Source organism: Terasakiella brassicae (assembly GCF_014641495.1).
Classification (GTDB): domain Bacteria; phylum Pseudomonadota; class Alphaproteobacteria; order Rhodospirillales; family Terasakiellaceae; genus Terasakiella; species Terasakiella brassicae.
On sequence record NZ_BMHV01000004.1, the window covers coordinates 1 to 22,152 of the forward strand.

Annotated in this window: 25 protein-coding genes and 1 tRNA gene; 7 read left to right on the forward strand and 19 right to left on the reverse strand. The window is 47.8% G+C overall.

The genetic code is table 11. The annotated features are described in order from the left end of the window. Positions 1-115: 115 nt before the first annotated feature. Together IEW74_RS03160 and IEW74_RS03165 are read right to left on the reverse strand one after the other, a co-directional pair. A complete protein-coding gene (locus tag IEW74_RS03160) occupies positions 116-307 on the reverse strand; it encodes a hypothetical protein (protein ID WP_188661489.1) in 192 nt (63 codons plus the stop codon). Then, positions 304-498: a hypothetical protein gene (locus IEW74_RS03165; RefSeq protein ID WP_188661490.1), complete on the reverse strand. Its 195-nt coding sequence runs from the start codon at positions 496-498 to the stop codon at positions 304-306. The genes IEW74_RS03160 and IEW74_RS03165 overlap by 4 nt, the downstream gene beginning before the upstream one ends. 564 nt (positions 499-1,062) lie before the next feature. On the opposite strand from IEW74_RS03165, the gene IEW74_RS03170 reads away from it, so the two are divergent. From IEW74_RS03170 to IEW74_RS03185, 4 genes are all read left to right on the forward strand, one after another. Next, a complete protein-coding gene (locus IEW74_RS03170; protein ID WP_188661492.1) occupies positions 1,063-1,575 on the forward strand; it encodes a hypothetical protein in 513 nt (170 codons plus the stop codon). Between the two features lie 134 nt (positions 1,576-1,709). Then, positions 1,710-2,324 carry a 30S ribosomal protein S4 gene (gene rpsD / locus IEW74_RS03175; protein WP_188661501.1) on the forward strand — a complete coding sequence of 205 codons (615 nt, stop codon included), beginning with the start codon at positions 1,710-1,712 and terminating at the stop codon, positions 2,322-2,324. 148 nt (positions 2,325-2,472) lie between these two features. After that, complete coding sequence (locus IEW74_RS03180; protein WP_188661504.1) at positions 2,473-3,234, forward strand: EAL domain-containing protein; 762 nt, start codon at positions 2,473-2,475, stop codon at positions 3,232-3,234. A 74-nt stretch (positions 3,235-3,308) separates the two neighbouring features. Then, positions 3,309-4,310, forward strand: coding sequence for a diguanylate cyclase domain-containing protein (locus tag IEW74_RS03185; protein WP_188661513.1), 1,002 nt, complete (start codon positions 3,309-3,311; stop codon positions 4,308-4,310). A 52-nt stretch (positions 4,311-4,362) separates the two neighbouring features. On the opposite strand, the gene grxD is transcribed toward IEW74_RS03185, so the two are convergent. The 12 genes from grxD to IEW74_RS03245 form a co-directional block, all read right to left on the reverse strand. After that, complete coding sequence (gene grxD / locus IEW74_RS03190) at positions 4,363-4,698, reverse strand: Grx4 family monothiol glutaredoxin (RefSeq protein ID WP_188661515.1); 336 nt, start codon at positions 4,696-4,698, stop codon at positions 4,363-4,365. 60 nt (positions 4,699-4,758) lie between these two features. Beyond that, positions 4,759-5,667: an EamA family transporter RarD gene (rarD, locus tag IEW74_RS03195; RefSeq protein WP_229734218.1), complete on the reverse strand. Its 909-nt coding sequence runs from the start codon at positions 5,665-5,667 to the stop codon at positions 4,759-4,761. A gap of 12 nt (positions 5,668-5,679) precedes the next feature. Next, positions 5,680-5,913 carry a BolA family protein gene (locus tag IEW74_RS03200; protein ID WP_188661517.1) on the reverse strand — a complete coding sequence of 78 codons (234 nt, stop codon included), beginning with the start codon at positions 5,911-5,913 and terminating at the stop codon, positions 5,680-5,682. 165 nt (positions 5,914-6,078) lie between these two features. Beyond that, on the reverse strand, positions 6,079-6,546 hold the full coding sequence (gene ptsN, locus IEW74_RS03205; protein WP_188661519.1) for a PTS IIA-like nitrogen regulatory protein PtsN: 468 nt from the start codon (positions 6,544-6,546) through the stop codon (positions 6,079-6,081). A 45-nt stretch (positions 6,547-6,591) separates the two neighbouring features. Next, positions 6,592-7,155, reverse strand: coding sequence for a ribosome hibernation-promoting factor, HPF/YfiA family (gene hpf / locus IEW74_RS03210; RefSeq protein ID WP_188661521.1), 564 nt, complete (start codon positions 7,153-7,155; stop codon positions 6,592-6,594). A gap of 232 nt (positions 7,156-7,387) precedes the next feature. Further along, complete coding sequence (gene rpoN, locus IEW74_RS03215; protein WP_188661524.1) at positions 7,388-8,911, reverse strand: RNA polymerase factor sigma-54; 1,524 nt, start codon at positions 8,909-8,911, stop codon at positions 7,388-7,390. A 13-nt stretch (positions 8,912-8,924) separates the two neighbouring features. Next, positions 8,925-9,686: an LPS export ABC transporter ATP-binding protein gene (gene lptB / locus IEW74_RS03220; protein WP_229734219.1), complete on the reverse strand. Its 762-nt coding sequence runs from the start codon at positions 9,684-9,686 to the stop codon at positions 8,925-8,927. Between the two features lie 62 nt (positions 9,687-9,748). Next, the gene (locus tag IEW74_RS03225; protein ID WP_188661528.1) at positions 9,749-10,570 is read right to left on the reverse strand and encodes an LptA/OstA family protein; all 822 of its coding nucleotides are present in this window, start codon (positions 10,568-10,570) and stop codon (positions 9,749-9,751) included. Further along, the gene (gene lptC / locus IEW74_RS03230) at positions 10,570-11,262 is read right to left on the reverse strand and encodes an LPS export ABC transporter periplasmic protein LptC (protein WP_188661530.1); all 693 of its coding nucleotides are present in this window, start codon (positions 11,260-11,262) and stop codon (positions 10,570-10,572) included. Before lptC ends, IEW74_RS03225 begins: the two co-directional genes overlap by 1 nt. Before the next feature lie 33 nt (positions 11,263-11,295). Next, entirely contained in the window at positions 11,296-12,288 is a 993-nt protein-coding gene (locus IEW74_RS03235; RefSeq protein WP_188661532.1) for a KpsF/GutQ family sugar-phosphate isomerase, read from the reverse strand. A gap of 44 nt (positions 12,289-12,332) precedes the next feature. Further along, positions 12,333-12,944 (reverse strand): ribonuclease D, encoded by a 612-nt coding sequence (locus IEW74_RS03240; RefSeq protein WP_188661534.1) that lies wholly within the window; start codon positions 12,942-12,944, stop codon positions 12,333-12,335. 59 nt (positions 12,945-13,003) lie between these two features. Beyond that, positions 13,004-13,090 (reverse strand) — tRNA-Leu (locus tag IEW74_RS03245). A gap of 229 nt (positions 13,091-13,319) precedes the next feature. On the opposite strand from IEW74_RS03245, the gene IEW74_RS03250 reads away from it, so the two are divergent. After that, complete coding sequence (locus tag IEW74_RS03250) at positions 13,320-14,336, forward strand: complex I NDUFA9 subunit family protein (protein ID WP_188661536.1); 1,017 nt, start codon at positions 13,320-13,322, stop codon at positions 14,334-14,336. A 185-nt stretch (positions 14,337-14,521) separates the two neighbouring features. After that, a complete protein-coding gene (locus IEW74_RS03255; protein ID WP_188661538.1) occupies positions 14,522-16,753 on the forward strand; it encodes a methyl-accepting chemotaxis protein in 2,232 nt (743 codons plus the stop codon). A gap of 108 nt (positions 16,754-16,861) precedes the next feature. Here IEW74_RS03255 and IEW74_RS03260 read toward each other — a convergent pair whose 3' ends face one another. The 3 genes from IEW74_RS03260 to IEW74_RS03270 form a co-directional block, all read right to left on the reverse strand. Beyond that, entirely contained in the window at positions 16,862-17,329 is a 468-nt protein-coding gene (locus IEW74_RS03260; protein ID WP_188661540.1) for a PaaI family thioesterase, read from the reverse strand. 99 nt (positions 17,330-17,428) lie between these two features. Next, positions 17,429-17,785 (reverse strand): MarR family transcriptional regulator, encoded by a 357-nt coding sequence (locus tag IEW74_RS03265; RefSeq protein WP_188661542.1) that lies wholly within the window; start codon positions 17,783-17,785, stop codon positions 17,429-17,431. Between the two features lie 72 nt (positions 17,786-17,857). Further along, entirely contained in the window at positions 17,858-19,243 is a 1,386-nt protein-coding gene (locus tag IEW74_RS03270) for a leucyl aminopeptidase family protein (protein WP_188661544.1), read from the reverse strand. A 153-nt stretch (positions 19,244-19,396) separates the two neighbouring features. Between IEW74_RS03270 and IEW74_RS03275 the strand changes: the two genes are divergently transcribed. Beyond that, positions 19,397-20,050: a glutathione S-transferase family protein gene (locus IEW74_RS03275; protein WP_188661547.1), complete on the forward strand. Its 654-nt coding sequence runs from the start codon at positions 19,397-19,399 to the stop codon at positions 20,048-20,050. Between the two features lie 68 nt (positions 20,051-20,118). Here IEW74_RS03275 and IEW74_RS03280 read toward each other — a convergent pair whose 3' ends face one another. Both IEW74_RS03280 and IEW74_RS03285 read right to left on the reverse strand, forming a co-directional pair. Beyond that, positions 20,119-21,096: an alpha/beta hydrolase gene (locus IEW74_RS03280; RefSeq protein WP_188661548.1), complete on the reverse strand. Its 978-nt coding sequence runs from the start codon at positions 21,094-21,096 to the stop codon at positions 20,119-20,121. After that, positions 21,080-22,081, reverse strand: a complete 1,002-nt coding sequence (locus IEW74_RS03285) for an ABC transporter ATP-binding protein (RefSeq protein WP_229734220.1) — start codon at positions 22,079-22,081, stop codon at positions 21,080-21,082. The genes IEW74_RS03280 and IEW74_RS03285 overlap by 17 nt, the downstream gene beginning before the upstream one ends. Between the last annotated feature and the right edge of the window lie 71 nt (positions 22,082-22,152).

Sequence of the window (22,152 nt, forward strand, 5' to 3'; positions counted from 1 at the left end):
AAAGCTACTTTGGCTTTGAAGTCGGCTGAATGGTTACGGCGTTTTGCCATCGGATAGTCCTTTTCAAAAACGGCTATCCCACCTTAACACCCTGTCCTGTTTTTGGGGACCATCTCTACTGGTCCTGCTGAGCCAAAGCTTTGCGTCCAGCAATGATATGTTTTTGGGCTTCGCTTATGTTTGTCAATGAAGCTGCGATGACATCGGGATTGACCACGGGAAGGTTGTCTTTGTTATGTCTGGCAACAATGGTTGATTTGCCGGCCCCATTTGGACCAGCAACAAGCCATAAAATAGGGGCGCTCATGAAGATAATTCCTTCAATTTTTGAGGTCCGTTATCCGTGATCTTTACCAGATATTCTATTCCGTCCGGTTGTCGTAAAATCATCTGGTCATCAGATGAACAACGATCATCTACATAAAGAACTGGCACACCACGCGATAGCATTTCATCGGGGATGGTAAAGGGGGCGGTTTCAAGGCTTTCAATATCCATTGGGCTAACCCGTTTTTCGTGAAAAGTGTTCTGCTTGGGCCAGAAGGTGTTTTTCCATGTCGTAACCTTCCTGACTGTGTGAGGGGGGATAAGATGATGGCAGATAAAAACCGGTTATTCCATAGCGGCTTTCTTGTGGACGCAGATTGTCAAGGGTAGGTAAATCACGCTCCTTAAGCCATCTTTCCCACGCTTCGGCTGTCCTGAGTGATCAGGGAGAGCCATTGAAATTTTACGTCTTTGAAAGCGCGTTGTTCAGTCATATCGCCCCCGCTTGCCCAAGGGTGGGGGCGGTTTGTGTGGTCTCAAACTGGGGTGACACTTTTAGGGAAACAGGAGGAAAACCCTCCTGTCCCTGTTTTACAGTTGGGGGTGTAAGTCTTTGATACATTCTGATTTCCTTTGGCAGGAAATGTAAAAAGACACTGTATTTGAATGACTTCTCCGCAATTTCTTTATTGGGATACGGAACTGGAAGATTAAAGTTTCTGATCTCGTTTTTTATTTAACCACAAGCCTCTTCGCTATTCGAAGGGGCTTTTTTTATGTGAGGAGCGTTTATCCATGTGGGTACAGATTATTATGGCTGTTGTACAAATGGCGATGTCGATGAAGCAAGCATCGGACCAGCAAAAGGCTGCGCGTAAAAAAGCACAGCAACAGCTGGATGCTCAGGCAAAGCAAAGTTGGACGGAATATGAGCGTAATGAAAAGGAGCGCAAAGATCGTTTAAAAAAAGCACTGGCTCAAAAACGAGCAAAGATGGGAGCCTCAGGCCTGTCAGCTGCCGATGGCTCATCCGGAGCGATTATTCAAGGGCTACGTACGGACGCAGCAGAAGCAAGCCATGAAGAGTTTGGAGATCGTAAAGAGGCGATAGATAGTAGTGCATCCAGTATTCAAGCCAATTTGTTGGAACAATCAGATCAAAACAAACGCAAAATGTATTCACAATTGGGGTCTTCTATTGGGTCGATTGCAGGGAGTGCGATGGCGGGCGATGATAAGAAGAAACAAGGTCAATACTCTCAGGTCGGGAGCAGTTTTGGCGGTTTTTTGGGAGGAAGTCTGTCGTAAGAATCCCTTTGACAAAAACGCGGAAACCTATATATTGCGCGCCTTATCACTTTCCGGGAACGTTGGTTGTCGTGCAACCACGCCTTATGGGCCTACCGGGACAAAAAAATGGTTATAAAAGAAGGATTTAACCTATGTCTAAGCGTATTAGCGCAAAATATAAAATCGACCGCCGTCTGGGCGTAAACCTGTGGGGTCGTGCAAAATCTCCGATCAACCGCCGCGATTCCCGTCCGGGTCAACACGGTCAACGTCGCCGTAAAGTTTCTGACTTCGGTCTGCAGTTGATGGGTAAGCAGAAGCTGAAAGGCTACTATGCGAACATCTCTGAGAAACAGTTCCGTCGTTACTATAAAGAAGCTGTTCGTCGTGCTGGCGATACCGGCGAAAACTTGATCGGTCTGTTGGAAACGCGCCTTGATGCGATCGTTTACCGTATGAAATTCGTACCGACTATGTTTGCGGCGCGTCAATTCGTCAGCCACGGTCATGTTCTGGTAAACGGCAAACGCGTTACCATTTCTTCTTACTTGGTAAAAGAAGGTGACACGGTTGAACTTCGCGCGAAATCCCGCGAAATCCCGATGGTTCTGGAAGCGGTTGCTTCTGGCGAACGTGACGTTCCGGAATATATCGAAGTAGACCACAAGAAAATGGTCGGCAAGTTCATCCGCGTACCGAAGCTGGAAGACGTGCCGTACCCGGTTCAAATGGAACCGAACCTGGTTGTCGAATATTACTCTCGTTAATTTGTACGAGACGAAATCGAACGAAAAACGCTCTGTCTTTTGGACAGGGCGTTTTTTTATTGGCATCTTATTTTGCGTTCATTTCTTTATCTCATCTGGAATAACCTGTAGTCTAAGAAAACGTGATGATGATGTATGTGTGGGATTGATGTCAAAAGAGCAGATTCAGTCTATTTGTCCGGGCAATTGCGATAATTTGACGCAATTTGCCATTACGATGGCGTTTCAACCTGTTGTTGATGTTGAAGCGCAAAACATATATGCCTATGAAGCCCTTGTACGTGGTTTAGCGGGAGAAAGCGCCGGAGAGGTGTTGGCAGGGGTCTCGGAAGATCAGATGTATGCGTTTGATCAGTGTTGCCGTGTGAAGGCGATTGAGTTGGCTGCTAAACTCGGGATGACATGTCGCTTGAATATTAATTTCATGCCGAATGCGGTTTATCATCCACGGGCCTGTTTGCAAAAAACCATTAATGCGGCAAGGGAATTCAATTTTCCTGCAGAGATGATTACATTTGAATTCACAGAAAATGAACTTGTAAGCGATCATGCGCATTTGAAGAATATCATTCTGACCTATCAGAAAAATGGATATATGACCGCAATTGACGATTTTGGGGCAGGCTATTCCGGGTTGAACCTGCTTGCGGATTTTCAGACGGATAAGCTTAAAATCGACCGCCAAATTATTATCAATATTGATCAAGATAAACCCAGACAAGCGATCCTTGCCGGTATTTTGTTGATTGCAAAGGAGTTGGGGATTTCGGTGGTTTGTGAAGGTGTCGAAACCGTGCAGGAATATAAATATCTGAAAGAGCAAGGCATTCGTTACATGCAAGGATATTTTTTTGCACGACCAAAAATCGAGGCTTTGACCCCGGCATCAGAAATAGACTGGTTATTTTAAGAGTTTCATCTGGATTTCTTTATCATATCAGCATACGATTATAGTTTAATTATTTAAACTTTATTGATAAACGAATGACTTCCCCCTCTTTGTATCATTTGTCTAAAGAAGAATTAATCACACGCCTTGAAGCCTTACAGGCAGAATGTGATCAATTGCGTTTGAAATCCCTGTCTCAACAAGCGGGCATGATGTTCGGTGAAGCGGTTGAGCAGATATCCGAAGCTGTTGTTATCTATGATAAAGATGGTGGATTGCTGGCTTGGAACCAAAATTTTGCGGACCTGTACGGTTATACGCCTGAGGAGCTAAAGCCCGGTGTCCATTTTTCCGAGTTGGGCCGGATTGATCTAGAACGTGGCAATGTGGCCGTTGGCGATGAATATGGTGACGGGCAGGAATATTTAAAACGCAAAGCGGAATATCGCACAAAACTGGAAGGTTCGTTTGTTGTTCGTCTAAAAGACGGGCGTTGGATTAAAACAACGGATCGTCCAATGGGTAATGGTGGCTTTGTCAGCGTTCAAGTTGATGTGACAGAGTTGAAAAAGCTGGAAGAACGGATGCGTTACATGGCCCAGCACGACATGCTGACACAAATACCCAATCGTAATCTATTAGTGGAAAAAGGCGCGTTTGTTCTGGCAACGGCGAAACGCAGCTATGAGAAATGCGCTGTTCTTTTCATTGATATCGATGATTTCAAGACTGTAAACGACACATTCGGTCATGCCATCGGGGATGATGTGTTGCGTGAAATTGCAAAACGTTTACACAATCGATTGCGTGAAACTGACTTGATTGCACGGGTAGGCGGTGATGAATTTATTGTTCTGCTTTCCCAACAATTTGACGACGTAACAGCACAAAAAGTAGCAGAAGATCTGATTGATCAGATGAAGCATCCTTTTTATCTGGATGGTTGTCAGGGGACAGTTGGTGTGAGTATCGGGATTTCTTACTTTCCTGCGGATAGCGATAATTTGGACGGTTTGATCCAAAAGGCAGACACGGCAATGTATCAGGCAAAAGCGAGTGGAAAAAATAAATGGGCGGTTTTTAAATCAGAAGCATAAAAAAAACCTTCGCATCCGAGATACGAAGGTTTTTTTATTCAGAAAAGGTCAATTAGGCAGCGACTTCGATGCCTTTGTCTTTCAACAACTGAGCCAGTTCACCGTTTTCGAACATTTCACGCACGATGTCGCACCCGCCGACAAATTCGCCGGAGACATAAAGCTGGGGAATGGTCGGCCAGCTGGAAAATTGTTTAATGCCTTCGCGGATTTCCGGGTCAGTCAGGACATCGACGCCTTTGAACTTAACGCCCAGATGAGTCAGAACCTGAACGACAGCAGCGGAGAAACCACACTGCGGGAACATGGGCGAGCCCTTCATAAAGAGCAATACGGGGTTATCGGCAATGTCCTGTTCGATGCGTTCAAAAACGGGATTGTCTGTCATGACGTAAAATTCCTTCATAGCTGTGATCGACTAGGGATATGGCTGGCTTTCATCCATTTGTCAAGTTTGTGACGATTTGATTTGTCGTCTTTGATGTAGGGTATTCACACTATATAGTGCCAAGCCGCACCAGATCAGGGCAAATGTAATCAGGTTGTGCAGGCTGAAAGGCTCCTGAAAAATAAAAACAGCCAATAAAAACTGGCAGGTCGGGTTCACATATTGCAAAAGACCGACCGTTGAATAACGCAGTTTTCGGGCACCAAAACCAAATAAAATTAAAGGGATTGCTGTAATGGGACCGGCGAGCATCAGCAAGAGGCTCATATCCCAGGAGCCGGTTATGAAATAAAGCGCATCCTGTTGGGATAAATAGCCCATATAGGCCAAGGCAAAGGGGGTGATCAGGGCTGTTTCCAGAAACAAACCAACCGTGGATTCGGCCGGGGCTTTTTTACGTAACATGCCATAAGTGCCAAAGGAGCAGGCAAGGATCAGGGCAATCCACGGTAACTGACCGACAAACCATAGCTGATAGACCACACCGCATAAGGCCAGTGCAATGGCAAAAGCTTGTGTCCGGCTAAAACGCTCTGCAAAGAAAACCGCACCCAACATAACAGCAACCAGCGGCATAATGAAATAGCCCATGCTGCCTTCAAGGGCCTGTCCACTGACAACGGCATAGATGTAGAACCCCCAATTAAGGGCGATTAACGAGGCACTGAGGGCAAAAATAATCAGCTTCCGAGGGGATCGGACTATTTGCAGGACGGCCACCCAATTTCCTGAATAGGTAATGAGAACGGCCAGAAGCAAAAAGGACCACACAATGCGGTGTGCCAAAATTTCAATGGGAGACACCACGTCCAGTGCTTTGAAATAAAGCCCGAACATGCCCCAAAACATATAAGCCGTCATTGCCGATATGACGGCAAGACGGCTATCTGATGACGATGTGACGGTCAAATCCGAAAAATCTTATTCAGGTGCGCTGGTTTGTAAAGCCAGTGCATGCAGGTCGCCCCCCATTTTGCCTTGCAGGGCAGCATAAACCATTTGATGTTGTTGAACACGGCTTTTACCGATGAAGGAAGGGGAAACCACATAAGCGGCATAATGATCACCATCGCCACGCAAGTCTTCAATACGCACGTCTGCATCCGGCAGTGCTTCGCGGATCATGCCTTCAATTTCGTGTGCTTCCATAGCCATGATTTAAGCTCCCATTCTCGGTTTGTAAATTCGTTCCTTAGGATATAAGTGAGCCATGTAGCAGCGTCAATCCTTTAGGCATAATTGACGTGTTGCAAAACCCAATAAGAAAAGCGCCCCGTCAAATTCAGGGACGCTTTCCTTTAAAAAAACAGACCTGCACTATCAGGCGGCCTGATGGCTTTCGCCTTGCTCTGTCAAAATCGCATACAGCGCTTCCGGTGTGTCCGAGCCGCGTAATTTCTCGCATGCACTGTCATCACGCAAGAGGCGGGAAACACGGGCCAAGGCCTTGAGATGGTCTGCCCCAGCCCCTTCGGGTGCCAAAAGAACAAAGATGAGATCGACAGGGTCGTCATCAATAGAGTCGAAATCGACTGGTTTTTCAATGCGCGCAAACAACCCATAAAGGCCGTCCAGCTCATTGAGCTTGCCGTGGGGGATTGCAATGCCGTTGCCGACACCTGTGGTGCCGAGGCGTTCGCGTTCCAGCAATACATCGAAGATCGCACGTTCGTTCAAGCCGGTGACGCTGCTGGCGTGTCGGGCCAACTCTTGCAGAGCCTGCTTTTTACTCGTTGCGCGCAAGCTTGCAACAACACGTTCCGGTGTCAGAATATCAGAGATTTCCATAGTGTATTAATTCCGGTTCCTAAATATAGATGACGGATATCGACGTTAGCTGTTTTGCGGGTCGATCCAGCCGATGTTACCGTCTTCACGACGATATACCACATTTACGCTACCATTTGCACTGTTTCTAAAAACAAGTACGGGTAAATCGGCAAGGTCCATTCGCATGACAGCATCAGCAACGGCCAGTTTGTGGATTTTTTTGTCCACCTCGGCCACAATAGCCGGACCGGGTGCTTCTTCTGCAATTTCTTCTTCAAAGCCGGAGAAGACGGTATATTGCGCTTCTTCGACCTGTAGTCTTTCTGTGTCGCGATGATGGTCGCGCAGGCGGCGCTTGTAACGGCGCAATTGTTTTGAGATCCGTTCAATCCCTTCGTCAACGGCTGCATAGGCATCTTCTGCCTTGCCACGCCCTTGCACGTGAATTTCTTTCCCAACGTGAACGGTAATGTCAGTTTTGAACAGGTGCTTGTCTTTTGAGACGGTGACTGTACCCTCAACTGCTTTATCGAAATACTTTTCAGTATTTGATTTCAGCGCATCTTCAATATGTGTACGCAGGCTATCGCCAACGTCCATTTGTTTTCCTTGTACCGCAATTCTCATATCAGAATTTCCTGCTTGGTTATTGGCCATTTAAAACAACCGGCCCTTCAAGCGTGTCATCAATCTTTACAAACGTTACACGTTTACACAGCAATGCCAGACTGCTTGTGTGAAGGCCGGGAACTTAGTGGCAGTGTCCCTATATGTCAACAGTATTAATATATGCCATTTATACCCCCCTCTTTTTGATGTTCATCATAAACATGTGGGAAAAGAAGAGGTGTTTGTCAATTTACTTTCCGAGCAAAGCTTTTTTCTCCCGCCTCCTTTGGACAGATGAAGAGATACCAAGGGCTTCGCGGTATTTTGCGACCGTGCGGCGCGCAATATCAATCTGGTCATTTTTTAAAAGCTGAACAATTTTGTCGTCAGAGAGAATTTTTCCGGGATCTTCGCCATCAATAAGGCGTTTTATTTTGTATTTCACCGATTCCGCACTATGGGCATCACCACCGTCAGCCCGATTGATGGCGGAGGTAAAAAAGTATTTCAGTTCAAAAATACCGCGTGGGGTGGCGATATATTTATTGGAGGTTACCCGTGAAACCGTACTTTCATGCATTTCGACAGCCTCGGCAATGTCGCGCAACACGATGGGCTTTAAATATTCGATACCCTTTTGAAAAAAAGCATCCTGTTGGCGTACAATTTCCGTTGCGACACGCAATATGGTGGTTGCGCGTTGATGAAGCGATTTGACAAGCCAGTTGGCTGTCTGAAAACATTCACTGATGTAATGTTTCGAATCTTTATCCAGACTGAGTTGATTGACTTCAGCATAATACGTGTTATCGACCAGAACACGGGGCAGGTTTTCACTGTTTAGTTCGACGCGCCATTTGCCCTTCAGGCCTTGTTTCATCAAGATGTCCGGTGTGATGGCTTGAATTTCACTGGTGTCGAAGGCAAGGGCGGGACGGGGATCAAGGGCTTGGATTTCTGTGATCATGTCTTGCAAGTCTTCTTCGTCTATACGACAAATTTTCAGCAAGGCATCAAAATCGCGTTTCCCCAAGAGATCAAGATTGTCAATCAGGCTTTGCATCGCTGGATCAAAACGATCTTTTTCCTTGATTTGAAGGGCAAGGCATTCTGATAAGTTACGCGCAAAGATACCAACGGGATCAAGGCGTTGCAGTTTGCGCAGGACTTGTTCCAGCAGTCTTTCTTCACATGCAAAACTTTCAGCCAGTTCGCACAGTTCACCTGTGAAATAGCCGCTTTCATCCAGATGTTCGAGCATCAAGGTCGCCATGAGGCGTTCGCTTGTATCTGAAAAATCAAGATTGATTTGTTCAATCAGATGGTCGCGCAACGACAAGGTGGTGGAAATATTTTGTTCCCAGTCAAAGCCTTCACTGTCGCTACCGCTGCCAGCTTTGGATAAGGACATATTGTCCAAACCGCCGGACCCGGCTAAGGTTTGATCGCCGGGCGTATCGCTGCTCCATTGATTATCGACATCTGCATCAATAGATTCGCTATGGCTGCCCTCTTGATTGTTGAGGTTCAGGTCTTCAAGTGCCGGGGCTTCGGCCCTCTTCTCGCCTTCGTTTTGCGTGGGATCGGCAGGTTCCTGAAAAGGGGCATCTTCACTTTCATCACGTTGGAGAAGTGGGTTGCGTTCCAGTTCCTGTTCAACAAAATCATTAAGTTCCAGATTGGACATTTGCAGGAGCTTAATTGCCTGCTGCAATTGCGGTGTCATCACCAACGATTGCGACTGTTTGAGATCTAACCTGACGCTGAGTGCCATTGTTTATCTCAACCTACAAACTAAAACGGTCGCCCAGATAGACGCGGCGGACATCTTCATTGCCAACAATGTCGTGTGGGTTCCCTTCCATCAGGACGGAACCATCGTGAATGATATAAGCACGATCAATAATATCCAGCGTTTCCCGTACGTTGTGGTCGGTGATCAACACGCCGAGGCCGCGATCCTTCAAGTGTTTGACCAGTTCACGAATATCACCAACGGCAATGGGGTCAATCCCCGCGAACGGCTCATCCAGTAAAATGAAATGGGGTTGGGAGGCTAACGCGCGGGCGATTTCAACCCGGCGACGTTCCCCGCCGGACAAAGCCAAGGCAGGCGCGCGGCGCAGGTGTGTAATGGAAAATTCTGCCAGCAAGGCTTCCAGACGGGCTTCGCGGCGATTGCGCTTTGGTTCCACAACTTCTAAAACGGCACGAATATTTTGTTCAACGGTCATACCGCGAAAAATAGAGGCTTCTTGCGGCAAATAGCCGATACCAAGTCTGGCCCGGCGATACATTGGTAAGTCGGTAATGTCATGGCCGTCCAGCGTAATGGAGCCATAATCAGGTGCAATAAGACCGGTAATCATATAGAAACATGTCGTTTTTCCGGCCCCGTTTGGCCCCAATAAGCCGACGACTTCACCGCGCTGGATTTTCAGGCTGGCACCACGCACGACCGGGCGTTTTTTAAAACGTTTCCCCAAACCATCTGCGACCAAGCCCTGATTATCAGCGACAACGTGCGGTGACATCTTCTTTTGTTTCATTCTTTTTTCCGACATGTGTTGCGGCATGAAACCGCTTTTTCATTCCCAAAGAGATGGCACTATTATTGCATAGTTTTTCCACTTGGCAAGACTAACCCGCGTACGCGGCTATCTTTTGTTCCGGCGCAAGATTTCAATCGGCTGACATTCGTTTTTAAATTGACGGTTGCTGAGCATCCGTTGAGCAAGTTGCCATTGCGCTTGATTTTAACGGAACCGGTCAAGGTTGCAACGGCGCTTTTGACATTATAGACGCCTTTGTCGGCGGTTATATGTTCGGTTTCGGTGGTGATAATCACGTTGCCAAACGCGTTTACACGGTTGATTTCGCTGTTGCCTTGCTTGTTTTTACTAAACAGAGAAACCAGAACATCGGCTTTGATCTGGCGGCCTTCCCGGACGGCTGTGGCGTTGCCGCGTGCAACGGCCTGAGCGCGTTCTTCCCAATATTCCAGTGTGTCGTCGGCGCTGATAATATCTTGCGGGGTGACCAGTTGTGGTCGTGTGCCGGATAAGACCATAATCGCACGTTTTAAGTCGTAAACGGCCTTGTCACCCGTGGCTGTTTCTGTTGGCGATGTGATTTTAACACTGCCGATGGCCTCTAATCGATGAATGTCTGTCTGACCTTGGGCACCATCCGCTGTTTTGTCGTTGTAATAGGCACGCAGTTCATCTGCCGTGATGGTGACATCGGCGCGTTTTGCCGTTGCGTTTCCTTGCGCAATAATCAGTTGTTGATTTTGCTGCCATTCAATCCCGTTATCAGCATAGATTTCCAACGGTGCATTGGGTGACCCGCTGGCAAGATTGAGGTCTTGGGCCTGTGCGATGGACGTCAGGAAGACCAAGGCAGCAGCAAGGAAGGGGACAGGTTTAAACATTAATTTTGTCGTATCCGGTTTAAATAAAGTTTGGCTTGCGACTTGCCTGTGAAGATGATGGTTTTCCCTTTGTCGATCAAGCGAAAACCTTCGGCTTCGATCCGACCAAATGGCCCTTGGCCTTTTACGGGTGTATGTCCTTCTGCCGAACCGTTTGATAAATCAACCCCGGCGGCATCGGTATGCATTTCATAACCGGAGTCGTGAAAGAGGTTAACGGCACCGCTGAGTTCCAGATATTGACTGGGGCGATCATACAACCCGGTTTCCGAGGTCAGGACCAGCCAACTGCCATCCTCCAGCGTGATATCCGCTTTGGGCAGTTCCAGCAAAATGCTTTGGGTTTCATCATCGGTTTTTTTGGCAATGTCGGCGGTGATGGCAAAGGGTTGATTGTCGTCGTCGGTGCCGATATAGCGCGCGTTGATCATGGATGGGTCTTTGGCTTCGCTGATTTCGATATTTGAAAAGCCAATGCTGAATCGCCGGGAATCGGCCTGTAGGTGTGGCCAGATCACAATCATAATAATCAGGATGACGGCAACAGCGGGCAAAAACAGTTTCATCAACTGCACGAAACGGGTGTAGCTCCGACTTGCTTTTGAACGTTTGGTTATGGAAATAGCGTGCAGATCACTGTAGGCCTTGCGAGCGGGCGGTGTCTCGCGTTGTGATGTGCTCGCCAAAGCCATGAAAGCTGTCCATCCTCAGTTTAAAAATATCAATTAAGCAATACCTGCACGCAGGCAATCGTGAATATGTAAAACACCATCAACTGTACCGTCCTCATTGAGAACGAACAAACTGGTGATTGATTTATCGTTCATAATCGCGAGTGCTTCAACGGCTAATGCATTTGCGCCGATTGTTTTTGCGCCCACAGTCATAACGTTTTCTGCTTTTTTACAGATTAAGTCATCCGTCATATTACGTCGTAAGTCGCCGTCAGTGATAATTCCCAGAAGTTTTCTGGTGTCATCGACAACAGCAACGCAGCCAAAATGTTTTGCGGTCATTTCCAGCAATGTCTCGCCCATTGCGGTGTTGAGGCGGACCAAAGGCAGGGCATCACCCGTATGCATCAGGTCTTTTACCTTCATCAGTTGATTGCCCAGACTGCCGCCGGGGTGAAATTCTTTGAAGTCGGAGGCCGAAAAACCACGTCGTTCCAGCAAGGCAACGCTCAGGCAATCGCCAAGGGCTAACGTCATGGTTGTAGAGGTGGTCGGGGCCAGTCCAAGGGGGCAGGCTTCTTGGGCGTTGGGTAAAACAAGGCTGACATCTGCGGCTTCGGCCAATGTGCTGGTGGCACGCGAGGTGATGGAAATCAGTTTGATTGAGAATCGCCGTGTGTAGGCTATAATATCGGAAAGTTCCGCTGTTTCACCTGAATTGGATAATGCAAGAATCGCATCTTCCTGCGTCACCATACCCAGATCACCATGACTGGCTTCGCCCGGATGGACGAAAAAGGCGGGGGAACCGGTGGAGGCAAGTGTGGCTGCGATTTTACGCCCGATATGACCACTTTTGCCCATGCCTGTCACAATAACGCGGCCCTTCACATGGGCCAGAATATCGACGGCACCAGCAAATTCACCGTTTAACGAGTCTGCCAGTGCTTTTAAGCCCTCAGCTTCAAGCGTGAGAACGCGTTGTGCCGATGCAATATCCTGTTCGGCGGGGCGGGCTTTCGCAGTGCGGGAATGTGGTGCCATTTGAATGGGTCTTCTGGTTATGGTTTTCGACCGATTCCCCCGACTTAGTGGGAGAAAATATCAATTTCAGGCCAGCCGTCCAAGTCAAGGCGGGCGCGCGTTGGCAAAAAGTCAAAACAGGCTTGTGCAATGTCTTTGCGTCCTTCACGGATCAACATATCATCCAGAATTTTCTGGAGTTGATGCAGATAAAGAACGTCCGAGGCGGCATATTCAACCTGCGCCGGGGAGAGTTCTTTTTTACCCCAGTCGGAGGATTGTTGCTGCTTGGACAGGTCAATATCAAGCAGTTCCTGACATAATGCCTTTAAGCCATGTCGGTCCGTATAGGTGCGCACCAGTTTTGATGCAATTTTCGTGCAGTAAACCGGGGTGCAAGTGACGCCGAGATATTTTTCGATAATCGCGACATCGAAACGGGCAAAGTGGAAGAGCTTTTCCACGTTCTGATCGGACAGGAGTTTTTTCAAGTTTGGTGCGTCATAGGTTCCTTCATTGAAATGAACCAGATGCGCATTTCCATCGCCGGATGACAATTGCACAACGCACAGGCGATCACGATGAGGATTCAGCCCCAGTGTCTCGCTGTCAATCGCAACGGATTTACCAAAATCGATATCGGAAGGAAGGTCCCCGTAATGTACTTCAATCGCCACAGCTAAAACTCACTTTAAATCGAGATGAGAATGGATGTGCTATCCACTTTACAGAAGAATGGTGCCCAAGAGAAGAGTCGAACTTCCACGGCCTTGCGGCCACAGGTACCTGAAACCTGCGCGTCTACCAATTCCGCCACCTGGGCATTCTTCAAAGGGGCGTTGTCCGAGGGACGAGCGGGGTTTTAGGGCTCTGACGCAAAGTTGTCAATAAAAATTCTGTAAGTTTTATTATTTTTTTGAAAAGCGGTCTTTTTTGCTCAAGTCGGTGGTTGTCGCCCCGTACGATCAGGTATATAACCACACAAGGAAATCAGTGGCCTTTGGTCTGATGTGTCAGAGGTTTTAGTAGTTTTGTTGTAGGAGTATTCAGGTATGGGGCGCCGTATAGCGACAGTCTTTGGGGGATCCGGCTTTCTGGGTCGTCATATTGTAAAACGTTTGGCCTCTCAGGGCTATACAGTTCGAATTGCAGTTCGCGATGTGGAAGCGGCCATGCATCTTAAGCCCAACGGCAATCCGGGGCAGATTATTCTGCAAGCCTGCAACGTACGTAATCCGGAAATGGTTGCTAATTCCGTACAAGGTGCGGATGTTGTGATTAACCTTGTCGGTCTGTTGTCACAATGGGGCAAGCAGACATTCGATGCGGTTCATGTCGAAGGTGCAGGCAATATTGCCAAAGCCTGTAGCGATGCAGGTGTTGCAAATTTGATCCATGTGTCTGCAATTGGTGCGGATGAAAATGGGGAAGCCCAATATGCCCGCACCAAAGCTGCTGGTGAAAAGGCCGTTTTGGCCGCTTACCCGAACGCGACGATTCTACGTCCAAGCGTTGTCTTTGGTCCCGGTGATGGTTTCTTCAATAAATTTGCCAGCATTATGCGTTTCACACCGGCCTTGCCAGTGATCGGTGCGCCGATGTTCCCGAAAGTCTCTTTCAAAAATGGCGAACTGGATATTAACCTGTACGGGGATGGCGGTGCCAAGCTTCAGCCGGTTTATGTCGGGGATGTGGCGCAGGCTGCCATCAACGCGATTGATAATGCGGATGCCAAGGGCAAGACTTATGAACTGGGTGGACCGGAAGTGATGACTTTCATGGGGATTATGAAACGCATTTTGAAACATACCGGGCGTAAGCGTTACCTCGCCCCGGTATCCTATCCGTTTGCAAAAATTCTCGGCGGGATCATCGGGTTCTTTCCTAAACCGTTGCTGACTGGTGATCAGGTGACCATGTTGGAAACAGACAATGTGGTTTCTGAAGGGGCGTTGACCCTTAAGGATTTGGGGGTCGAGCCAACTTTAGCGGATGCGATTTTGCCGACTTATCTGTTCCGTTTCAAAGAATTGAAGAATCAACCGCGCCACGTGGAACGCCGCGTTTAAGGTTTATTTCTTCCTTTCCTGAAAAGCCCTGATCGTTAAGCGGTCAGGGCTTTTTTTGGAGTTTAATGGGATCGTAGCGGTATAAAAAAACGATAATTTTTTAAAAGGGTATTTATTTCATAAAAATTTTAAAGTAACATTGACAAAATATCAATGTTATATCGATGTTATGATCGGGAATCGCTATGAAAAAGTTTTTTAAAAAAATGCCCTTTGGCAATATCATACTGTTCTCGTTCGGCGTTCGTCAGAAGTTGATCGGGGCGTTCGCTGTGGTTTCAACACTTGCCGTGGTTTCCGGCATGGTTGCTTTTTTGGCCTTTGATATGGCCGGAGCAGAGTTGAAGAATATTACAGATGAACAAGTCCCTCCGATGTTGACGGCGAGTCGCTTATTAAAACAAAGCGAGCGATTGGCATCTGATATTCGCGCTTATGCATCTGAAACGGAGGCTGAAAAATTAACGCAAGCCAAATCCCATATTGCAACACTGTTTTCGATTGTTCAGAAAGAATTGAATGTTTTGATTGCGACTTTTCCGCACAATGATGACGTCAAAAAAACAAAAGAAATTATGGAGAAGATCCAACAGAGTTTTGATGAAATTTCTGTCTTGCAGATCAAAAGAATTACGGATCAAGCGCAGTTGATGACGAGTTTTGATGCGCTGGAACAAGAACGTAAAAAAATTACGGCCAATTTGGCGCCCGCTTATTCGTCAACGCGGGGGCAAATCGAAAATGGCAAATTTGTTTTGCAGGAAAAACCGGCTGATTTGAATTCCCCCATCATTGCGCAACAGCTGTTAAAAGAGGTTTTGGCGGCAACGGATGATCGTTTGAAGTATTCAGAACTGGAACGTTTGAGCTTTGAATACGAAAGTGCATTGAAAAATACATTAAAAGAAAATGATCCTTCAAAGTTGGCGTTGGCGGGCATTCAGACTTCCGTTCTTTTAAGCAGTGCACGTGAAATTGCCGATGGTTTTACCCCGAAAATGAAAAATGTTTTTGATGAAATTATTACAAATCTGGCTGTCTTTGCGGAAGGCACGGATGACAAGCGTTCCTTGATTGATTTACGAAGCGATGTCTTGGAAACATCGCAAAATGCGAAAGATTTGATTGCACGATTGTATGAAAATCTAAATCATTTGGGTAAGACAGTAGGTACGCTGGAAAGTCGTTTTAATCAAAATATTCAAAATGCCGGTCAGGCTGCGCGCAAAGTCAGCGATCAGATGCTATTGGCGGTAGCGGTAGCAACGGCAACCAGTCTGCTGGTCTCGGTTTTAACTGTCTGGCTGTATGTTATCAGAAATGTTGGCGCACGCTTAAGTCATTTACATCAAACCATGCGGGCCTTGTCTCGCGGGGATCTGGATGTTGTCGTGAATAGCACAGGAAATGATGAAATTTCAAAAATGGCGAATGCTGTTGAAATTTTCAAAACCAATGCCAAGCAGATTGAGGCAATGAAAGAAAGTGAGCGCCATAAAGCCTATAGTCAAAAAATTGAATTGGCAGGTGAATTACAGAAAATCGCACATACATTGGAAGAAGAAGTGCAGGACCTTGCTAAAGGCGTGAAAGATCAGTCTTCTTTGTTGCAACAGGCGGCGGATGCGTTGGATGTGGTTGCCGGGGATACCCGTTCACGAAGTCAGGAGGCAGAAAATGCTTCTGCGGAAACTTTTCGGGCGGTGGGGTCGGTTGCTGCTGCGATGGAAGAGCTATCGGCAACGATTGAGGAAATTCAACGTCAAGCAACCTATTCTTCCGAAATATTGGTTGCGGCACAGGGGCAATCTGATGACGCAAATCTTAAAGTTGAAGGGTTGATGCAAGCGGCCTTGAGTATTGGGGAAGTTACAAAACTTATTTCCGATATTGCGGAACAAACCAATTTATTGGCGTTGAATGCGACCATTGAGGCGGCACGTGCCGGTGAACATGGCAAGGGGTTTGCTGTTGTTGCGGCGGAAGTCAAGACACTGGCGGATCAAACAACCAAAGCGACAGGCCAAATTTCGAGCCATATTTCACATATTCAATCGGCAACACAAGAAGCGGCAGGCAGTATTTCAAGTATTTCTGAGACCATAGCCAAAATCAGTGAAATTGCACTGACTATTGCCGATACAGTGAAAGAGCAAAGCCAAGCCACTGAGGAAATATCGCAAAATATGCGAACCGCCGCAGAACGAACGGAAGAAGCCCATGCAGAGATTAATACGGTGTTTCAGGATGCGGAAAAAACCAAATCATTGTCGGCACAGGTTCGTGATGCCTCCGGTAATGCTGCTCAACAGATTGTGGCATTGGATGACAATGTCAAAATGGTGATTGATCAATTGCGCCAATCGGCCCATGCGCAAAACAAATCCGCCCAAGAAGCAATAGGGCAGACAGTTTAAGTCATTTCTCCCGTCCTGTTTTGCTCTTTTCATAGGGGGCGACAGGTGTCAAACTAATGGCCTCGGAATTACTCTGAGGCCATTTTTTTATAAAGAGAGCTTGATGATTTAGCTGGCCATGCTGGCAGGCATTTTTACCGCAATGACACGCCCTTTTGCGCAAACGGTTTCACCTGCACTGACGGTGATATCGACAACAACCTTCTTTTCTTTGCATTCGGTGATTGTCCCGCGCAGTTTCAGCGTTTGGCCCATCGGGGTCGGGGCTAGAAAATCAACATTCAAATTGGCAGTGACAAATCGCAACGCCGGTTCGCTGCCCAGTTCACGACCTGCAGCCTTATAGGCGGCGGCGGATGCGCTGCCTGTTCCGTGACAGTCGATGAGGGAAGCGATCAAGCCGCCATAGACAAAACCCGGAATGGCGGTGTGTTCCGGCAACGGGTTAAATTCTGCAACTGTTTCTTCACCATCCCAAAAGCTTTTGATCTGATGACCGTGTGCGTTGTTGTTGCCACAACCGTAGCAATGGCTTAAATCGGCGGGATAATAATCCTGAAAGGCTTTCTCAGACATTTCTTATGGTCTCCTTGTTCCTATATGGCGGGCATCATAGGAGGTGTCGTCAAAAAAATAAATATAAGAAATGTATAATATTGTAAGCAACCGAGAAGGCTAGGCGTCTTCACCCAATTTGGCACCACTTTGTACAATGATTTCGCCAAATTCACGCAGATAAACAGACCCTTTGACGGTACGTTGAACCAAAACGCTGCGACGGTCAGTATCATCAACTTTGCGACGCAGAAGCTCCATTTGTCCAAGGCGGTCAAGGGCGCGCGTTATGGCGGGTTTCGAAACGTTTAAGCTTTCTGCCAAACCACGCACGGTATGGGGCGGCGGCGTCAGGTAAACGGTCAGGAGCAAGGCCATTTGACGGGCGGACAGATCAGGACCATCACGACGTACGCTTTCGATAATCGCTTTACGCCAAAGGTCCAGTGCCTGAACGGGTTCTAGTTCTACAGCCATTTTACTCGCCATTTGTTACGGGTTCGAACATATTTACTAAGCTATGCAGGGCAGGGCAACGTTTAATATTGATTAAGTTCGATTTTTTATCATGGCAAAGGCCGCGCGAAGGCCCATTGCCTCCCCGCCTTCGGGGCGTCCGGCTTTGGTTGCGGTATTCCAGCCCATGACATCCAGATGCGCCCATGCGATGTCTTTTTCGACAAATTCCTGTAAAAACAAGGCTGCGGTGATTGCGCCGCCATAAGGGGCCGAGGATTCGTTAGAGAGATCGGCTGTCTTGCCGTCAATCATTTTGCGATAAGGTGCCCAGAGCGGGAGACGCCACATATTGTCGTCTTCTTCCTGCCCGGCATTTAAGAGATCATTGGCCAGTTCGTCATTGTTGGAGAACAGGGCCGGAAGTTCTGTTCCCAAGGCGACACGGGCGGCGCCTGTCAGGGTGGCGAAATCCAGAACCATATCGGGTTTGTCTTCGCAAGCCAAAGCCAGCCCATCGGCGAGCACAACGCGACCTTCTGCATCGGTATGTCCGATTTCAATGGTAAGGCCTTTTCGCGAATCGACCACATCCAACGGGCGCATGGCCTTGTCGGAAACCGCATTTTCCACAGCCGGGATAATGACACGCAAGTTTACAGGTAGTTCTGCGCGCATAATGGCTTTGGCTAGTCCCAAAACATGCGCGGCACCGCCCATGTCTTTTTTCATCAATTTCATAAACTGGGCGGGTTTAATGTCCAGTCCGCCAGTATCAAAACAAACCCCTTTGCCGACCAATGTGATTTGAGGACCATCTAATGTGCCCCATTTCAGGTCGATCAGGCGGGGACGGCGTGTGCTTTCGGCCCCCTTGCCCACAGCATAAACGGCTGGGAAATTTTGTTCGATAAGGTCTTGATCAATAATGATCTGGCAATCTGCTTGAAATTCGTCTGCCAAATCCTGTGCCGCCTGCGCCAGTTCAACCGGCCCCATATCGGCGGCGGGAATGTTGATCAAATCTCGTGTTAATTCGATACCTTCTGCCAAGGCGGTGACGCTGAGTTCATCGGCAAATTTTGGCTTAATCAGGCGGGCAAAATCTTTTGTCGATTCTTTATACCAATCAAAACTATAACAGCCCAAAGCCCAGCCCAAGCATGCGCTTGTGGCTTCTTCGCGGCCCAAGCGCCCTTTAATCCTGTAGGTTGCGTTGGGAAGTTTTGCTGGCAGGGCGGCATAATCCCACATAGGGGTATGGACGGAAATACCAACCAAGATATCTTCAATGGTGCCTTTTTTGCCCGGCAGGGCAAGCGTTGTCCCGCCTGCGGCCTTGAACTCGTTGGCTTCGATCCAACTCTTTGTCTCTTTATCTTGCTTTTTCAACCATTTCTCGAATTCTTCGGTCGGGACGGGAACCAGAGTAATGGTCTTGTCGTCGCTTTTATCCAGCAGATAATCCAGAGAAGGCATGGAGGCATCCTTTTTCAAATGAGATGATTTGTCGCCATAATGACCGGATTGCATTGATCCGACAATCCCAAATGTGAAGGCGATGGAATCTGTATTGTCCTGTGAATAGAACTCTTATAAGTTTATTTTCAAATAAGCGAAAAGGAATGGATAATGTCTGCACTATGTTTGATTTTGGGAAATAAAAATTATTCCTCCTGGAGTTTGCGTCCCTGGTTGGTGATGAAACATTTGGGGCTGGATTTTGACGAAATTATTGTGCCTTTACTGCAAGGTAACTTCAAAGAAGAACTGTTCACGCATTCCCCATCAGGCAAGGTGCCGGTTTTAAAGGTAGATGGTCAGGAAATATGGGATTCTCTGGCGATTTGTGAATATTTGAACGAAGAATATCCCGATGCAAATCTTTGGCCGATTGATAAATCAGCCCGCGCCCATGCCCGTTCAATTTCTTATGAAATGCATTCCGGTTTTTTTAATATCCGTAATGATATGCCGATGAACATGCGCCGGGCACGTGGGAACTTTCACGCCAGCCCCCTCTGTCAGGCCGAAATTGACCGTATCCTTGCCATTTGGACCGATTGCCGGAAAAATTACGGGCAAAACGGTCCGTTCCTGTTTGGTGATTTTTCAATTGCGGACGCGATGTTCGCCCCTGTCGTCAGCCGTTTTGACACTTACGGTGTTGCGGTTGACGGTGTTGTCAAAGACTATATGGAAACGATCTTGAATATGGCGCACTTAAAGGAATGGCGCGATGCAGGCAAGGTTGAAGAATGGATTATTGACGAAGCTGAAATCTAGTAAAAGGGATGTAGCCTGTTTGTTGCCGGACGGGAAAATAGGCAAGATCGGTTTTTGTTATAGGCCGATCAGGGCGCCAGACGCGCTCGGGCGTTGAGATCCATATGTGAAGGAAGGGGGGCCTTTTGATCGTTCATCCATGCGAGAATATCTTTCCAGACAAGGGGGCCGTTTTTATCGCGCGGCAACCAGTGCCAGCCGTTTTCATAAAGGGCAACGCGATGTTTGGAGGGCAGTTTTTTGACCATTTCTGCGGTGGGAAGGCGCGGGATCACCTCGTCCTTTTCCCCGTATAAAACAAGACTGGGTGTTTCCAGTTTGGCGGCATTATTTAACGCACGTTCCATTGCTTGTGAAACACCCAAAAGGGCATCAACGCGCGTTGCCCGAATGACAAGGGGGTCTAAGCTCCAATTTTTCCAAGTTTTCAGGGCATCGGTGGGTTGCACAATGCCCCCGCCGCTCAGCTTCATCCACGGGACGCTATAGCTGAACATATATAGGGCGGCCTTTTGATACCACGGCCATGTGCTCATGCCCCAAACAGCAGGCGCGGAGAGGATTGCCCCGGCAACAGGCAGGGGTTTAATTTCCGCCAATGTATTCAAAACAATCGCACCGCCCATGCTTTCACCCATGACGTATAAAGGCAGGTTTTCATAACGGCTGTGAACCAGATGAATAAGGCTGGCGAGGTCGTTGATCATGGTGTCGGTCCCCGCCCAAATTCCGGGATGTGGGCCTTGTCCGAACCCGCGTTGGTCATATGTAATCAATAAAATGCCGTTTTCTTGTAAGAACGCAGGCATGTCCGGCATTAAGAAATTGCCGTAATCGTTAAATCCATGAACTCCTAGCAAAACGGCCTTGGGTGTCCCGTCAGGTTTCCAGATGCGCAGGGGCAGTCTGGCTCCATCGGCAGCAACATAAAAATCGCCGTCCAAATCGGGCATGTTTTTTACCGGGCCTGCCCCTTCCATATAGGGGGTGCAGGCGACCAGAAACAGGCAAAGGCCAAGGCAGAAAAATTTAAGCGATTTTAGCATTATCTTCCCGAGTCAGGCGCAGGAAGAGGTCTTCCAAATCGCTTTCTTTTGTGACGAGGTCGGCAACGGTCAGTTGGGCTTGGGAAACCAGATCCAAAATTTTGGCGATTTCCACCTTGCTAGGACTATATTGGAAGGACAACTGGTTTGGACCTGTCAGGGTGACGTTATAGCCATGTCCGCGTAGAATATCGGGGACATCGTTCAACGTTTCTGCAACGGTGACGATCAATTCCTTGGCATCCATTTTACTGAGCAAGGTTTTGGTTTCATCACAGGCCACCAAACGGCCGTGGTTGATGATTGCGACTTTATCACACAGTTCTTCGGCTTCTTCCAGATAATGCGTTGTCAGCAGGACCGTGGTGCCTTGACGGTTCAATTCCCGCACATAATCCCACAATTGAATACGCAGTTCGATATCCACCCCGGCGGTCGGTTCATCCAGAACTAAAATTTTGGGGGAATGGACCATTGCCTTGGCGACTAAAAGGCGGCGGCGCATCCCACCGGACAGGGTGCGGGCATATGAATTGGCTTTATCCGCTAAGCCGACAGCTTCCAAAATTTCATCGGTGCGGCGTTTGTTTTGTGGGACACCGTACAGACCGGCTTGAACTTCCATCAATTCACGCGGGGTGAAAAAGGGATCAAGGTTAAGTTCCTGCGGGACAATACCGATGGCGCGGCGCGCGGCGCGCATCTGGTCTTCAATATCGTAGCCCCAGATTTTGGCTTGCCCGGATGTTTTGATAACCAGTCCGGCAAGGATATTGATGAAGGTGGATTTTCCAGCCCCGTTGGGTCCCAATAAGGCAAAGAAGGATCCTTGCGGAATGGTGAGGGAGACATCGTTCAGGGCATGTTTTTCCGGTTGTCCGTACTGCCCCTTATAGGTCTTGGATAGATTTTTTACCTCAATCGCCCCATTCGGGGTGGAATTAGAGGTGTCATTATTCTGATTTTGCGCTATAGAAGCTGTCACGAAATTTGCTCCGGTTGTAATCCTTTGTGCAATCGGTATCATTCAGTTTAGTTTATGACAATGTTTTTAGG

Bases quoted from the DNA above. Each gene is read 5' to 3' on its own strand.
- IEW74_RS03275 (WP_188661547.1), top strand. From the start codon at position 19,397: ATGTCTGCACTATGTTTGATTTTGGGAAATAAAAATTATTCCTCCTGG.
- lptC (WP_188661530.1), bottom strand. From the start codon at position 11,262: ATGGCTTTGGCGAGCACATCACAACGCGAGACACCGCCCGCTCGCAAG.
- lptB (WP_229734219.1), bottom strand. From the start codon at position 9,686: ATGAAACAAAAGAAGATGTCACCGCACGTTGTCGCTGATAATCAGGGC.
- IEW74_RS03280 (WP_188661548.1), bottom strand. From the start codon at position 21,096: ATGCTAAAATCGCTTAAATTTTTCTGCCTTGGCCTTTGCCTGTTTCTG.
- grxD (WP_188661515.1), bottom strand. From the start codon at position 4,698: ATGACAGACAATCCCGTTTTTGAACGCATCGAACAGGACATTGCCGAT.
- IEW74_RS03185 (WP_188661513.1), top strand. From the start codon at position 3,309: ATGACTTCCCCCTCTTTGTATCATTTGTCTAAAGAAGAATTAATCACA.
- IEW74_RS03160 (WP_188661489.1), bottom strand. From the start codon at position 307: ATGAGCGCCCCTATTTTATGGCTTGTTGCTGGTCCAAATGGGGCCGGC.
- rpsD (WP_188661501.1), top strand. From the start codon at position 1,710: ATGTCTAAGCGTATTAGCGCAAAATATAAAATCGACCGCCGTCTGGGC.
- IEW74_RS03200 (WP_188661517.1), bottom strand. From the start codon at position 5,913: ATGGCTATGGAAGCACACGAAATTGAAGGCATGATCCGCGAAGCACTG.
- rpoN (WP_188661524.1), bottom strand. From the start codon at position 8,911: ATGGCACTCAGCGTCAGGTTAGATCTCAAACAGTCGCAATCGTTGGTG.
- IEW74_RS03225 (WP_188661528.1), bottom strand. From the start codon at position 10,570: ATGTTTAAACCTGTCCCCTTCCTTGCTGCTGCCTTGGTCTTCCTGACG.
- IEW74_RS03255 (WP_188661538.1), top strand. From the start codon at position 14,522: ATGAAAAAGTTTTTTAAAAAAATGCCCTTTGGCAATATCATACTGTTC.
- IEW74_RS03235 (WP_188661532.1), bottom strand. From the start codon at position 12,288: ATGGCACCACATTCCCGCACTGCGAAAGCCCGCCCCGCCGAACAGGAT.
- IEW74_RS03260 (WP_188661540.1), bottom strand. From the start codon at position 17,329: ATGTCTGAGAAAGCCTTTCAGGATTATTATCCCGCCGATTTAAGCCAT.
- IEW74_RS03165 (WP_188661490.1), bottom strand. From the start codon at position 498: ATGGATATTGAAAGCCTTGAAACCGCCCCCTTTACCATCCCCGATGAA.
- ptsN (WP_188661519.1), bottom strand. From the start codon at position 6,546: ATGGAAATCTCTGATATTCTGACACCGGAACGTGTTGTTGCAAGCTTG.
- IEW74_RS03170 (WP_188661492.1), top strand. From the start codon at position 1,063: ATGTGGGTACAGATTATTATGGCTGTTGTACAAATGGCGATGTCGATG.
- IEW74_RS03180 (WP_188661504.1), top strand. From the start codon at position 2,473: ATGTCAAAAGAGCAGATTCAGTCTATTTGTCCGGGCAATTGCGATAAT.
- IEW74_RS03250 (WP_188661536.1), top strand. From the start codon at position 13,320: ATGGGGCGCCGTATAGCGACAGTCTTTGGGGGATCCGGCTTTCTGGGT.
- hpf (WP_188661521.1), bottom strand. From the start codon at position 7,155: ATGAGAATTGCGGTACAAGGAAAACAAATGGACGTTGGCGATAGCCTG.
- IEW74_RS03270 (WP_188661544.1), bottom strand. From the start codon at position 19,243: ATGCCTTCTCTGGATTATCTGCTGGATAAAAGCGACGACAAGACCATT.
- IEW74_RS03265 (WP_188661542.1), bottom strand. From the start codon at position 17,785: ATGGCTGTAGAACTAGAACCCGTTCAGGCACTGGACCTTTGGCGTAAA.